The organism is Aneurinibacillus sp. Ricciae_BoGa-3 (assembly GCF_028421645.1).
Classification (GTDB): domain Bacteria; phylum Bacillota; class Bacilli; order Aneurinibacillales; family Aneurinibacillaceae; genus Aneurinibacillus_B.
Map to the genome: position 1 here is coordinate 4,193,515 of NZ_CP116887.1, position 13,464 is coordinate 4,206,978.

A 13,464-nucleotide genomic window follows, 5' to 3' on the forward strand; every position below is an offset into this window, starting at 1 on the left:
ACAACCACTCGAATGATTCCCATATCGCTTCCTTTTGCTGCTCAGGAAGCGTTAACCAGCAGTCGTAGTCGATCCGGCCGTCGAGTTGGATAAATCGGTAGAGGTCGAGCTCCCCAGCAAAAAAGCTGCAGCTTGCTTGGCAGATGAGCGTTTTTCATCAGTCATACCAAACATCTGAACAAAAACTTCTGTATAAAATTGAACGTCTCCATCATCCCAGGCATTAAATACATTTTTAAAGTTTACATCCGGATCCGCACCGTTCACTTTCACCAGACATTTTGCTCGAATACCGTTCTCTACTTGGATTGAGCCTTTGGTAAACTGCTCATCATTAATCTCAATGGCGTCCATTACGTTTGCTCGGTCTAATCCGGTAGGGCGTCGAAAATAAACTTCTGCTCCAGATGGTAATGTGAGTGGTCCGTATACTTTTTGATCTGCCATGTTTATTCATCCTCCAAAGTTAGTAGATTTTAGTTTTTGAGATTAAGCAATACCTTCGGCTTTATACGTAAAGTCACTATCGACGACAGCTTTACCAGATTTCATTGTCAGACTTAGTTCTGGAATGATTACGTTTAATAATTTAATTTGGCCGTTTAAACCCTTTTGAGGTGCATCAACCAATGTTGTCATGGTGAAACGAGGCTGTTGAGGAATTTTCACCCCACGTTGCATGCTAGGCGTTCCATAAACACGCTGAACAATGTCCATGTTAATCCAACCCTTTTTCAGCTTGCCATCAATCGTAATCTCACCATCTAGAATCATAGAGATACGTTCATTCATCTCTAGGTAGGTCTCTGTATCGTTTTTAATATTGATGTCGCACTCCTGAAATTCTCCAACGAGCTCCGGCCCGTTTGGACCGACAAGAGTAACGGAAACATCATACCCCTGAATTGGTTGTTGGCTCATTCGGCTTCTCCTCCTTCACCTGATCTACTGCTTTGCTAATAATACCTAGAGGCACTGGCTCTACCTTTCCAGCAGTCACTGTTTCCTTTTCAACCGGTGCCATGCTAATTACATTAATCGGGCATGTTGGAATACAAAGCCCGCAGTCGATGCAATTTCCTTCAACTTTGACCTTTGCTCCATCTGCTACCAAAACAGAAACCGGGCAAGAATCAAGACATGCCCAGCATCCGGTACAAAGTTCTCCAATTGTAATCATTTGGTCACCTACTATTCATTCCCGACTAAGCGGGTAATGCCATGGTCGATAAAATCAGCCGCATAAATCGGGCGAACACGGATTTTTGATTTACAAATGCGCGCCTGCACCAGCTCGGGTGTGTTGGTAGTCGAATCGCAAATGGTTGGCTTAAAATCGTAGATTTCACCATTGCTTTTCATAATAGCGAGCATAATATCAATTTGATCCGCAATAGCTGCCCATAAAGCAGGAGTATTATCTTCCGAGATGGCCCACTGTGTGCCGCTGTACACCTGCATTTCGATCTTGTCAAAGATGCGACGGATGTTAACCTGGTTCCACGCTGGATCACTCGAAAGTGTGACCCCATTACGGATTCGGAAGCCACGGCCGTTAACCGGGGTAATCGGCATGATGCGCCCTGTGGTTAATGTTTTCAATTCAGCCCCTGTCAGAAGCCGTTCAGTGGAAAGAATACCGGTAATTTCTTTATTACTTGGGCTGTTATGAGCCGCCAGTGTTGCAAGGCGACCCGCCAGATACCCATCTGGAGCCACATAGTTTCCTTGGTATTCCTGAGGTTCTAGCCAAGGATACGGCATAATGGCGCGCATGGTGTCCATGGTTGCAACTGAAGAAACCGCATCATTAGGAGCTGTCCCCTTCGCCGGATTAATAATTACCATCCGCAGGCCTTCCTCAAGTCCAGCGTTAGCCGCATGAGTCTGCAGGGCCGCTTGAACGGCGGCACTTGACTGTTGAGCCGCCAACACGAGGGACGTGTTACACGGCTCAACGATCCTCACTCCTGTTCGACTCCCATCAGACCCGATGGAACTAAGGATGTCAACGTCGGGGGGGTGGTTCAACCACCCCCGGGGGGGGGGGGGGGAAGAAAGGGGGGAAGGGAGGGGGGGCGGGCCGGGTGGTGTAAATACACCATCTTGGCCATCTTTCAGTCCATCTACATTGGTTAAATCAATGTTGTCATAGGAACGACTTTGACCTCCTGAAATCACAACTAGTTTTACGGTTCCATTTGACGTGCCGCTGACTACAGCAATCTTAATGCCCGTTGATTCCGTTCCGTTGGCCCACTTACCAGGAGAACTGGCCGTATAGGTTACACTGTCAGCCCCCGTTGCGTCTTTCAGCGTCAATTTTGCTGTTGCTATTCCGGTTCCGCCAACACGTACCACGTCGAAATCTGCAGCACCTTGGTTGAGGGATCCTTGTAAGGAAAGCCAGCCACTAAAAGCTGGGTCATATTCACCAATTAAGGACGCCGCTTGCTCGGCAGAACCGACTGAAATGCGCTGGTTTACCGGACCTTTTGGAAAAGCGCCGACGATACTAATCTTTGATAGACTTACACCCGGCGTAGGCCGTGGTCCTGTGTTTGATTCGTCGATTCCTACGCGAGGAACGATATAATCTAGTGTCACTTACTATCACCTCTCTATATCAATGTCATTGCTAATAGAAAGAACCGTATTGGCCTGTTCGGGGCGCATACGGCTTTCGTAATACTCAACTTCGTATGTGATTTCCGCAAGATGAAGAAGTAAGCTGTTTTGTGCTTCGGTTGTTAAATAGTTGATTTCACTCACAAACCCGCCTATTACACCGCCATTAAGGAGCCTTCCATCGTCACTTCCCAGAGATAAGCGAATCTCTTTTGCCAGCTGTCGGATTAACTTCTCTCCGATTGCCTGATCCTTATTTTTAAGCCAGCAGACAATCATTACCGTTGTATTGTTCGTATCTTCATCACGGTTCAGAGATTCATACTTTTCTTTGGGAATACCCAGACTAATCCCGGAATCTTTCAGCGAAATAAACCCGTTCGCTTTATTCCAGTCCTTCACTTCCGAAAAAGCTGGGTCTGACTTCAAGTGATCATAAATAAGATCCACGATTTCTATGCCTGATCACCCCCAATCATGTAGGCTTGAACTGCCCGCAGGATAAATGTTTGATCCTCATTTTGCAGCATCAGATAAGGTCGTGCAGGTATCACAGACTGCATCTTACGTATATATCCCCTACTCGTAGGAATGTATAGCGCATCAAAACGTTTGGGCCGTACTGTGCCACCTATTTGGTGTATTCTCGCATATACCAGAGGCGAACCGACTTCTACAGATGAATTGGTGACATTGCCAACCGTGATGCTCTTTTTCAAATCACCCGAGCGTTGTAAAATCTTCCCCCCGCTTACATCCCTTGCGATCTTTCTATTTTCAATCCCCTGTTTCCCTTTTGCCCCAGCTTTCTGCCAAGCTTTCGTGCTTCGGGCTTTATCTATTGCCTGGCCTTCATAAATCATTTGGGTAAAAGAACTAAGTCGTTTCCACCCCGGCCTACCCTGATGCTCAAAGTTTTTCATAATACTTTGCTGCATAATATGGCCGATAACACCCATCACTGGACGCATATTCATTCCACGCCTAGCCATTTCCTCCAGCTGCAGCTGCACAGCCGTTAAGCCTTCAACTACAATACGAAGATTCAATGGTTCCACCTTCCAAGGGCTTCATCTATCAAACTTTTTTGTCCATAGTTGGTTGAACGAACAGCCGGACGATAGCTAGATGACCCTTTACCTGCGGACAGGGGAACATTAAAATCCAATTCCCCATTATCCATAATTCTTTCCATGGTGTTAACAGCACGCTTAAAGAGTAAATCACCATAATAGGTCTGCTCCTTGGACCGCTCGCCGGTATACTTATCTAAAATATAGCTGCCTGCTAAATCCGCGCATACAACTGCTATTACTCCTGGAATAGGGGCCGTAATGGGAGTAACATACCGTCGCGACAGGCGACTATCCATGAAATCAGTCGCCTTTTTAATCGCCCAGGTAAAGTAATCATCATTTTCATCCCTAAACAATTCACTCAGCACTTCTACATCAGCTGGTAGGCAGTACATCCCACTTCACCTACGCTACTTTCGCCGTTACAATCCAGTTCGGATGGAACATGCGAGGCAGGCCATAGATACCAACCGTTAAGTCAAGGTGTGGGTTTTTCTCCGCCTGTGATTTATCCTCAATCAACGCAAATTTACCTGGCTGTGGATTTCCTACACCACCATTGTGGAGTGTGATTGTTGAAACGAAGTCCATCATTTTTTCACCCGGGTAATCACCAATGATGATAAATTGATTATCCGGGATAAACAGCTGGAAGTTCTTGCTCTCATCCAGGTATCCCTCGTCGTACATTTCAAATTCAAGGTTCGGAATAAGGATTTTCAAACCTTCGGCCACATTAGACAGGCCAGTTAACTGTACGTTATAACGTTTCAGTAGCTCACGGAAGTTGGCATTGGTGCTCAGAAGTTTTGCCACCGATGCGTTGAAATACGCTTTGCGCGGCTTGGCCCCGGTTCCCCTGTAAAGCAGAATCCAGTCGTTAATGTCCGCGATCGGGTCGGAGTTCTTGGTATCACTCCATTTTTGCCCTGTCACCGCACTAATGTCTTTCTTGTTGCTGTCAGGAATCTTATAATCCACAGCGTATTGCACACCATTATCGTCAATGTTTAGGGTTCCGTTGATTACAGCCTGCCATGTTAACCACTCCAGGCGTGTTTCCAGCCGTGTATCCATGTGAATTGAGCGCTGAGCTACAAGGTCGCGCCCTGCACGCTGGTTGTAGGATCCCGCTTGGCGTGCATACAGGAGTTCCTGCTCATTAATGCGGTATGTTTCCTTCCAATAAGCCGTACCAAAACGCTTCGTATCCATTACCGGCACGTTAATGGTACTCGGCTCGGTACCGATTTGATGCGGCTTAGTCATACCGAAGGATGGATAAAGCACATCATACTGAATATCCAGCACATACTCGGGAACAATTGGGCAAAATTGACGCCCAATAAACATCGAAGGGTCTACAACCCGGTTTCGGACAATGTGGGTAATCTCTTGTGTAGTCGGAAATTGTAATGTCACGTAATTTCACGCTCCTTTTTTTATAAACGATTAAGACATGAGTAAAATATTTGGAATCGGTTCGCGGGCTTTGAGGTCTGTGATCGCGTCTGGATCCAGGCCGATTAATCGATCTTTATAGAAAACACCTTCAACAAAGGCCGATACGTTTTGGGTTCCTGTAGAAGCTTCAACCGGTTCTGCGAGAATTACACGCGCCACTTCACTTCCATCGGTATTCGTATTGTTATAGGGAACATAGTGATTACTTGCTGTCACCAGTCCTAAAACTGTGCCGACATCAATGGCTGCAGCTGTTGGGGCTATAGTGATCCCCAATCGCACGTCCTCTTTAAGGACGGCACGTATCTCTTTCCGCTGGTAAGAATAAATATCTGAACTACCTGGTGTATTAGGCATTGGTTAATTCCTCCTTAAATGATGAATTTACCGTCTTCTGAGACTTTGCCGCCAAGCGCCATAATGTCTTCACGGGCTGCCAGAGCTACCTTCTCTGCTTCAGTGACAGTGCTTTGTGAACCGGCTTGGCCCATTGGAATACGGCTTTCTTTTGGCATAGCCAGCAACATTTGCTTCATGCTTTCAGCCGTGCTGACTTCCTTGTTATCAGCAAGCTTCACCATTGCTTTACCTTGATCGGAAAACGCAAGTTGTTTCCATTGCTCCACCATCACCGGAGGTATTCCCTGCGCAACCATATCTGCAGCTGCTTTGTCTGTTTCAGCCAGCAAACGTTTGGCCTCTGCCTCTTTGGCTTGTGTTTCAAAAAAAGACGCCTGTTGTTGGGCCAACTTCACTTGCTCTTCCATACGCTTGTTCACTTCCGCAAGCTGCGTCTGGGTCGCAGTTTGTACTTCCTCCGTCTTTTTCATAAATCCCGCAAACATATCAGACAGCTTTGTTAAAATTCCTTTGCTTTCATCGCCCATTTTTGGCTCATCCTCCTTCTTTTGCGGTGGATCCGCAAGTTGATAATCCATGATAAATAAATCAGGCTGCTCAGATAGCACAACAGCTTCTGGCAGCCTGGTTAAAAACGGTTCATTTGTGAGTGAAATTGCAGTAAGTACAGGGCCAATAGAAAGCCCGGTCTCTTTATCGGTGTAGTTCGAGTTGTATTCAGCACTAGCAAAACGATACCGCTTATCGCGTACAAACTCTTCCGCCTGTGGTGTGGTTGGATCAGCAAGACCATATAGCACTCCATCCTCTTCTACAAGGTCCTGCACCCAGCCAAGGGCTTCCACTCCGCCAAAGGTTGTTTCATTGCCCTTGTCATGGCCGATTCGCACATATGGCGGACGGCCAAGCTTATTCTGACGGAAGTTATCTATCATCTGCGAGAACATTTGCTGCGTTCCTTCAAGCTTTCCGTATACCGGGTGTTTCCACTCTCCCAAACGGAAGAACGGTATTTTTAAGACTCCCAATTCATTCACCTCCCTTCTGGGTAATATAAAGTGATGAGTTAATTTTGCGAATAAATAAGCTTTTTCACTATTTACATTGTATTAACATTCTTTTGTTATATTTTTCTATGAAATTTTAACCATCGAAAAGGTAAACTCATCGAAAGGTGAGGACACAAAGTCACGGATCTAAGGTTCGCAACTATGATGGCCGGACTATCGAAAGGGGTTCTTTCTATGCATAAAAAACACTATACAGTTGAGTTTAAACGCGAGATCATAAGGCAAGCGCTTGAGACTAAACCCAGCTCTGTAGCAAGAAAACACCAGCTAAACAGCTTTATAATCTATCGCTGGGTAAAAGAGTATAAAGAAGGCAAATTCAGTTCTTATAATTAATTCAGGCTGTCCTCCAGCCTTTCGGCAACGGTTTAACTGTTGACCAATCCAGCAATTGAGGTGTGATAAGCTCTGGCTGATAAGCTGAATAAATTGGCGTTAACACAGACCGGCAACGGCCATGCAACGGAGGTGTATTGGCACCAAGTTCTGGTGAATCCATTGACAGTACCAATCCGTTCCGGCTTCTGCATTGTGGACTTGTTCTGGCGTCCATAATCGCTGAAAACCTTACGTAATCCACCTGATTCGCTTTAAACGAAGAAAGACGACCGCGATTATACGCATAAGTCGTCTCTGTTGTAACAATCAGCGATGCCCGATTGATATTTTTTTGAAGCAGGTCCTGAATTTGCGCTTGCGCATCCTTTCGTGGCATCCCGTGCAGTACCTGAATAGCAACCTGCTTAACGGCTGTTATGATATCGGACTCCCATGAACCGGCGAGCACCAACTCCCTAGCTTCTAAGGCCTTAATCGCCCTCTCTGGCTTAAACCAGGTATCTTCCTGCCAGTACGGGAGCTCGTCATCTTCGGCTAAGCGAATAGACGGCTGCCAACTGGCCAACATCCGTTTATCAAATCGACGATGTAGATCTCGAACCAGCACATCCCCGTGAGCCTGCCCATATCCGAATGTGTCATGGATGTATAATTTTAAAATCTTACCTAGCGTTCCAGCCTGGGCAGGATACCACGAAACGACTTGTTCATGAGTAAAGACAACAGGAAGATGAATGAACGCTGTGAGGGCTATTTTAAGCCGTTTGAGCGTTTCCTTCTCCCGCTGCATCAGATCCCGCATCATTCGTCTGTGCAAGCGGGTCTCCGATATCTCGACCGTCTTGCGTGTAGCGAGCATATTCGTTCTCTGCCACGGCAGCCACTTTCTCATCCGGTGTCACCACCTTGCGTTGAGGAAGCCCCATCTTATGGCGCACCTCGTCAAAATCTTCTTGGATAGTCGGATCGATAAACCCGGAATTTGTTAGTCCGATGAATCCCTCATAAAGCAGTTTCATATCTTCTGATTCAATCTCGTTTTCAACGAATGATCCATAATCTTTTTGTGGACCAAAGTTAATATCAACCAGACGTCGAACCAATTGATCAAGCAACGTTTCTGTAATGGAGTTATACATGTTGCTAACACCAAGATTGAAAATGCCAAAGTGACTCTGACCCAGCGCATAACTTCCGCTACCTTTGCCACCCTCATCAAATACCAACGAGGGGACCAGCATGCCTCTCAAAATCATTTTATTGAAATAGGATACGGCTTTTTCGAAGGCATCACCAATACCACTACCACCAGCTGTAATTGCTTCAGCTTTCGTTTCGGTACCATAATCTTTAGAACCGCTACGGAACACGAATCCCGTCCCGTTCTGCATATCCTTTAAAACCCGATTTCCCCATTCCATCTGATTGATCATGATTCCTGGGTTTTCCGGGTCCTCAATCTGCTCATCTGGTAGGAAAAGGGCTACAAGGGGTGTGCCATATCGATCAAGTGCCCGGGTCCACATTTTAAGAACAGGGTCCTTTAGTAGCCAGTTTTTTCGGATCGGCTTTAATATGCTCCGGCCATACAAGTTCCCGAAACGTGGGTTATACGTGTGGAGAATGGCCTTTTCTGGAGGAATATCAATCGGGCTACCAGCGAACCAGCGCCATTGCTTAAAGCCTTGGTACTCCCCTGTCTCACGGTCTACCATAATGTAAATGGTTTTTGGATGGTAAGTAGCCAGCCGATCTAACACGATATGGCTGCCACTACTCTTCCAAACAATCTCTGTACCACTATAACCAGACCAAAGCGCAGATAAAATGTCCTCACAGGCAGTATGAAGATTTCCCTTCATCTCCTCAAAGTTTTCATTTACAAAGTCTGCTATCTTTTTGTTTGAATGCTGATATTCTCCTAGCTTCATCAGAACACTCGAGATCACAAATTGAATGCCGACCGCCACCGTTTCATCCGTATCAACCATTCGTTCGTATTCATCAATTGGCACGGTCTCCGGATTTAAAATACAGTTGTCGAACATGAAGAAGGTCGTATACAGCTGCGAACCGATCTGCCCGATTAACGGATGATATTTTTCCACTTGTTTCACCTCCTAACAAAACTACCAATCAACATCGGCAGTGGTTATCCTACCTGATACTTTTGCAGATGGCTTGCCTGATTGACTCGTGAGCATTTCTTGCTTCCTCCAATGCTCTGACCCATATCGCAGGGCAGCCATGGCATCGTCTTTCACATTTACCGGCTCGTCCAGCACATTCCCCTTGGCATCCTCACGCCATTTGTATATCTGAATCTCGCGAATGGTATTAATGCAGCGTGGATGAATGTAAATCTTCTTCCGCTTTAACCAATCTATTGAGTTTTTTACGCTGTCTTTCCCTTTTGTAGCCGGAACGACCCGCATGCCAGACTGCCGGCACTCCGCTATCCTGTCAGGTTCGGCAGAATCAGCAATCGTGTATTCATTGCCACTCTTGGGCTTTATCAGCTGTATTAATTGCTGGTTTGTCAGCTGACTTTCGTACACCTCATCGAAAATATAAATGGCATCCTCTTTGTATGCGAGCTTTAGGAACGCACTCGGATGCACGAACCCGAAGTCCAGACCGTTTGAACGGGCATTGTAATACTCCGGATCCGTCGGAATCTCTTTAACCTCGTAATTCGTAAAGATGAGGTTCCCAAGCACACCCCATTGTCCAATTGCGTACACCATGTAATAGGTGTAATCCTGCGTTTTAAGGTCCTCAAGTACCTGGCGATATGCTTCATCAATGAATTTATTGTCCAGGTAAGTCGTATGCTTTACCGTTGCGTTTTCCTTTGGACTGTCGAAGTAGACGCGCTTCAACCAGTGCAGATGGGATATAGGGTTAAAGCTGATAATCATCTGTTTGTAGTTGCGCGTTTTGCCCCGCAAACGCAAGTCCAGCTGCTGAATGTCTGCCTGGTCAAATTCAGAAGCTTCCTCCACCCATATACCAGTGATGCCGGTAATAGATTTTAGCTTTTCCGGATCATCCATCCCCGCGAAAATAATGCTATTACCATTCGCGCAGCGAATTTCCATGTTAGACTCTACGACTTTGAAAAGCTTCTGCAATCCCCAGGCATTGATTGTGTCCTTAAAAAGCATAAACACCGAGTTCCGAATAGTACGCGCTACTTTCCGCAGCACCAGGAAACGGTGTTTTTCTTCACACAACAGACGATATAAAATTTTTTGGCCAGCAAATACCGATTTACCAGAACCAGCACCGCCGTATAGAATCAGATAACGGTTTTGGTCTTCAAGCAGCGGCACGTAACAGGGATTGAACACACTCTTTTTGATTTTGACGTTAACTTTCATCGTCATCATCCTCGAGGTCCACGACTATCACGACATCTCCGGTGTCCTGGTCCACATTGGCTTTGGCCATATCCAAAGCGTGCTTCTCAGTGGCCCTTTTCTCTTTCGACTCTTCCAATTTGCGCCGATGGCTATCCAAAAGCCCTGTATGCTTAGCCAGCATATCAAGCGCACGCATTCGATCATTGATTTTCACTTTTTTAGAAACAGCCCCACCTTCAGAGATCGTCTCGCTGATCTCGGCCAGAACGGTACCGTCAATCTCATCACTGGGACGAATTCGAATCTTTCCTTCCTCCCAAGTTACGATGTCTCGAATGTCCACAAAGGCGATCTTGGCTATCTGTTCAACGACTCGATCAGCCGTGATGCCTGTGCGTTTCTGACGGGCTTCCTGCGCCACGTCGATTGCTAGCTTAACCTTATCATTCGTTAGCAGGCGTGCGCCCTGTACATGAGCCGAATCAGATGCATAACCGGCCCTTGTTGCTGCCTGAGTAGCATTCAAGTCTATTAAGTATTCCTGCACAAAAAGACGCTGCTTGGGTGTTAAGCCAGAATCATCTAACGGCTCCGATTTATCATGGTTCGGTTCGCTTTTGGTTCGGTTCGGTTTAGGCTGATTTTTCTGTGGTTCGGTTCGCTTAGATTGCGTCTCATTCCGCCACCGTTTTATCGTCCCTTCCGGAATGCCTAATTCTTCAGATGCCTGTTTGATTGTTGCAGCTGCAGCCAATTCCAGTGCCTTTTGTTTTTGCTCATCTGTCCACTTGGCCACTACATCATCACCACCACCCGAAATAAAATAAGCGCCGCGTTTTTCTACCGCGCTTCGCTTGCTTTAGCCTTCCTCAGCCTTGAAAGAAAATATTTTCTTCGGCCTCGTTGGCTCCATTTTTCTTCTGACGACGGCTGTTTCTTTAGTGCTTTTTAGAGTTCTTTAAGGCTCTACAGCATTTTAATAACCCCCATCAATAGGGGATAAGAAAGGGTAAAGTGCCAGAAGCCTCGTCATTACTGCATTTTGGCCAAAAAATATGTTATGCCAGCGTAACATATAAGTTATGTTACCGTAACATATTGGATTCTGCTTCCAAACTAGAGAACGTCACTTTCAGCAATGTCAATAGCCGACTGCTCAAAAAGTTTAATGGCCGTATCCATGCTGGAAGTATCGCCACGGAAGATAAAATGAGGATTAAGCATGTAATACTTCTCTCGACCAATTTTTGTGTAAGCAAGTAGCCTTTTTGAGTGGCTGCACAGACCCTCCAGAACCCGGCCGGCACGCTGCCTACTCCATCCTAAAAGCTCAGCTACCCGGCCTACATTAAAGAACATTGCGCTCTCGTCCTTCACATACTGGTCATAATCTAGATAAATGAGCAAAGAAAAAAGCAATGACTTTTCGTCATCGCTTAACTTCTTATTGCGGACCAGTTCCCGGTTATTAGCATGGAAAACCATCGTGAAGTCGAAGTTTTTAAAGATTCGTGGTCGGAATGCTTTAATGGACTCGCCAGGCTTGACTTCGACTGATACCTTTACGGTTTCTGGCATGTTATTCTGAAAGGATCGGGCGTTTATTTGGTCGCTCATGTCATATCACCCACCTCCTAAGGCAAAATAAAAGAAAAAACCACTCTAAAAGAGCGGCTTAAAATCTAAATCTATTCCGTTTGTTTTAACAAAGAGGATAAGATTATTGTTTTGATCAATAACACGGTCAATAATTTCATGTACGTGAACAAAGGATTTGTTTACGTAACTTACATATTTGCTCACATACAAGAGAGCATTTCTATCTACCGCATCTAACTGTGTATATCCTCCAATGCCTTCCGCTTCAACCATAAATATTTGATCACGGTATCCTCGGATACCTTCCCAATCAGCCTGATCAAGATGCTCCATCTATTATCACCTCCCCTGCTCTCACTATCTCTTCTTTTGTCCTATTACTTAAAAAGGAAATGCACCTATATTCGTCGAATTTTGAGACCGTACAACAAAGAAGGGAGGAACAGTGATGAATAAAAAATTTAATCCAAAGCTCATTGGAAAAGATTTAGGAAAATCAGTTGATAAACCTTCAGCACGCGTTACCGGATCTGTGGATAAGCCATCAGCAAGGTTAAAACCCCCGCCAACAAAGAAAAAGTAAAATAAAAGATATCTCTGAAAAGGAGGTGGGATATATGAGTAGTAAAGAAAGGCCTGTAACTGATTCTTGTGAAAAACCTTCTGCTAAAATTTATAAACAAGATTATTCAGTTAACAAACCCTCAGCAAAAGTCAGTCAATCTTCTCCGTCTGATCAGAAGAAGTAGAGCCATTCTCTTTCAAATTCTCAATTTGAGCTTGTTTTATAGATTCAGGATCAAATATCTTTACATATGTTCCCGACTTTATGTCATAAAAAACATTTGAAACTGGAATTTTGTATTTTGTGACCAGATCTGTAAAAAACTCTACTTCTTCAAGGTATAGATTGCGTTCAGGCTCAAATGGCCGGGACGCTTTTTTTATTTCACCAATCATATGGTTCTCTTTATCTATCTTACCAAATTCAATAACCTGTGCATCGTTATTTAAAAATACTTCATCCCATACAGAAGCAGTCTTGGATAGAGGAGCAATCCCTCTCCAGGTCCTTATTTTATTAACGCACTTTAAAAGAATAGAATTTAACCATAAAGCCCATATCGTTCCATAAATAATACTTACTAATAAACTTATTCCTAAGAATAAAATTAAAAATAACAAGTTATCAGATTCAGATTTAAACTGTGTAATTGTCCAGATCTGCTTTAGAGTTTGAGGGATAATCTGATGTTTTAATAATACATTAAAAATTAATAAAGACGTAAGGGAAACAGGAAACCATAAAAGTATTGTGACTGCTGTAAATTCTGTTGGATTATGTTTTACTACTGGATTTATTCCAAATGATTGTAGCCAAAAATAAAGCATTAACCCCGGAAGCAGGAATATTAAAGTACCTAAAAAAGTATCCATTTTTCACCTCTTCGTCTAATTTATTCGCTTCCTATGCCTCACATCCCTTTCTTAGAAACTGATGATTACAAAGAATTATTTCAACCAACCGTTGACCACTCAACCCGACCACTAGTTAATTTGGTT

At 44.7% G+C, this 13,464-nt stretch carries 19 protein-coding genes and 1 riboswitch; of the genes, 2 read left to right on the forward strand and 17 right to left on the reverse strand.

All coding sequences use genetic code 11. The annotated features are described in order from the left end of the window. Positions 1–51: 51 nt before the first annotated feature. The 10 genes from PP175_RS21340 to PP175_RS21385 are packed head-to-tail and all read right to left on the reverse strand — an operon-like array spanning position 52 to position 6,556. The gene (locus PP175_RS21340; protein WP_272440234.1) at positions 52–447 is read right to left on the reverse strand and encodes a hypothetical protein; all 396 of its coding nucleotides are present in this window, start codon (positions 445–447) and stop codon (positions 52–54) included. Between the two features lie 42 nt (positions 448–489). Then, a complete protein-coding gene (locus tag PP175_RS21345; protein ID WP_272440235.1) occupies positions 490–921 on the reverse strand; it encodes a hypothetical protein in 432 nt (143 codons plus the stop codon). Then, the gene (locus tag PP175_RS21350; protein ID WP_272440236.1) at positions 893–1,180 is read right to left on the reverse strand and encodes a DUF362 domain-containing protein; all 288 of its coding nucleotides are present in this window, start codon (positions 1,178–1,180) and stop codon (positions 893–895) included. The genes PP175_RS21345 and PP175_RS21350 overlap by 29 nt, the downstream gene beginning before the upstream one ends. Positions 1,181–1,191: 11 nt before the next feature. Beyond that, positions 1,192–2,607, reverse strand: a complete 1,416-nt coding sequence (locus tag PP175_RS21355) for a phage tail sheath C-terminal domain-containing protein (protein ID WP_272440237.1) — start codon at positions 2,605–2,607, stop codon at positions 1,192–1,194. A 6-nt stretch (positions 2,608–2,613) separates the two neighbouring features. Beyond that, positions 2,614–3,078, reverse strand: a complete 465-nt coding sequence (locus PP175_RS21360) for a hypothetical protein (protein ID WP_272440238.1) — start codon at positions 3,076–3,078, stop codon at positions 2,614–2,616. A gap of 5 nt (positions 3,079–3,083) precedes the next feature. Next, positions 3,084–3,677: a phage virion morphogenesis protein gene (locus PP175_RS21365; protein ID WP_272440239.1), complete on the reverse strand. Its 594-nt coding sequence runs from the start codon at positions 3,675–3,677 to the stop codon at positions 3,084–3,086. Further along, a complete protein-coding gene (locus PP175_RS21370; protein ID WP_272440240.1) occupies positions 3,674–4,099 on the reverse strand; it encodes a phage protein Gp36 family protein in 426 nt (141 codons plus the stop codon). Before PP175_RS21370 ends, PP175_RS21365 begins: the two co-directional genes overlap by 4 nt. Positions 4,100–4,109: 10 nt before the next feature. Continuing rightward, positions 4,110–5,126 carry a major capsid protein gene (locus PP175_RS21375; protein WP_272440241.1) on the reverse strand — a complete coding sequence of 339 codons (1,017 nt, stop codon included), beginning with the start codon at positions 5,124–5,126 and terminating at the stop codon, positions 4,110–4,112. Positions 5,127–5,156: 30 nt separating this feature from the next. Next, positions 5,157–5,525 carry a head decoration protein gene (locus PP175_RS21380; protein WP_272440242.1) on the reverse strand — a complete coding sequence of 123 codons (369 nt, stop codon included), beginning with the start codon at positions 5,523–5,525 and terminating at the stop codon, positions 5,157–5,159. A 14-nt stretch (positions 5,526–5,539) separates the two neighbouring features. Next, on the reverse strand, positions 5,540–6,556 hold the full coding sequence (locus PP175_RS21385; RefSeq protein WP_272440243.1) for a phage protease: 1,017 nt from the start codon (positions 6,554–6,556) through the stop codon (positions 5,540–5,542). A 119-nt stretch (positions 6,557–6,675) separates the two neighbouring features. Continuing rightward, a riboswitch (cyclic di-GMP riboswitch) is annotated at positions 6,676–6,759 on the forward strand. A gap of 13 nt (positions 6,760–6,772) precedes the next feature. On the opposite strand from PP175_RS21385, the gene PP175_RS30135 reads away from it, so the two are divergent. After that, complete coding sequence (locus PP175_RS30135) at positions 6,773–6,934, forward strand: transposase (RefSeq protein WP_442870396.1); 162 nt, start codon at positions 6,773–6,775, stop codon at positions 6,932–6,934. Position 6,935: 1 nt separating this feature from the next. Here PP175_RS30135 and PP175_RS21390 read toward each other — a convergent pair whose 3' ends face one another. From PP175_RS21390 to PP175_RS21415, 6 genes are all read right to left on the reverse strand, one after another. Continuing rightward, positions 6,936–7,754, reverse strand: a complete 819-nt coding sequence (locus tag PP175_RS21390) for a minor capsid protein (protein ID WP_272440244.1) — start codon at positions 7,752–7,754, stop codon at positions 6,936–6,938. Then, complete coding sequence (locus tag PP175_RS21395) at positions 7,693–9,045, reverse strand: phage portal protein family protein (RefSeq protein WP_272440245.1); 1,353 nt, start codon at positions 9,043–9,045, stop codon at positions 7,693–7,695. Before PP175_RS21395 ends, PP175_RS21390 begins: the two co-directional genes overlap by 62 nt. Before the next feature lie 21 nt (positions 9,046–9,066). After that, positions 9,067–10,320 (reverse strand): PBSX family phage terminase large subunit, encoded by a 1,254-nt coding sequence (locus PP175_RS21400; RefSeq protein ID WP_272440246.1) that lies wholly within the window; start codon positions 10,318–10,320, stop codon positions 9,067–9,069. Further along, the gene (locus PP175_RS21405) at positions 10,310–11,098 is read right to left on the reverse strand and encodes a terminase small subunit (protein ID WP_272440247.1); all 789 of its coding nucleotides are present in this window, start codon (positions 11,096–11,098) and stop codon (positions 10,310–10,312) included. Before PP175_RS21405 ends, PP175_RS21400 begins: the two co-directional genes overlap by 11 nt. A gap of 320 nt (positions 11,099–11,418) precedes the next feature. Next, positions 11,419–11,919, reverse strand: coding sequence for a hypothetical protein (locus PP175_RS21410; protein WP_272440248.1), 501 nt, complete (start codon positions 11,917–11,919; stop codon positions 11,419–11,421). A 45-nt stretch (positions 11,920–11,964) separates the two neighbouring features. Beyond that, positions 11,965–12,234, reverse strand: coding sequence for a hypothetical protein (locus PP175_RS21415; RefSeq protein ID WP_272440249.1), 270 nt, complete (start codon positions 12,232–12,234; stop codon positions 11,965–11,967). 115 nt (positions 12,235–12,349) lie between these two features. On the opposite strand from PP175_RS21415, the gene PP175_RS21420 reads away from it, so the two are divergent. Next, complete coding sequence (locus tag PP175_RS21420) at positions 12,350–12,484, forward strand: hypothetical protein (RefSeq protein ID WP_272440250.1); 135 nt, start codon at positions 12,350–12,352, stop codon at positions 12,482–12,484. Between the two features lie 131 nt (positions 12,485–12,615). Here the strand turns inward: PP175_RS21420 and PP175_RS21425 are convergent, their stop codons facing one another. Next, positions 12,616–13,338, reverse strand: coding sequence for a hypothetical protein (locus tag PP175_RS21425; protein ID WP_272440251.1), 723 nt, complete (start codon positions 13,336–13,338; stop codon positions 12,616–12,618). Positions 13,339–13,464: the final 126 nt, after the last annotated feature.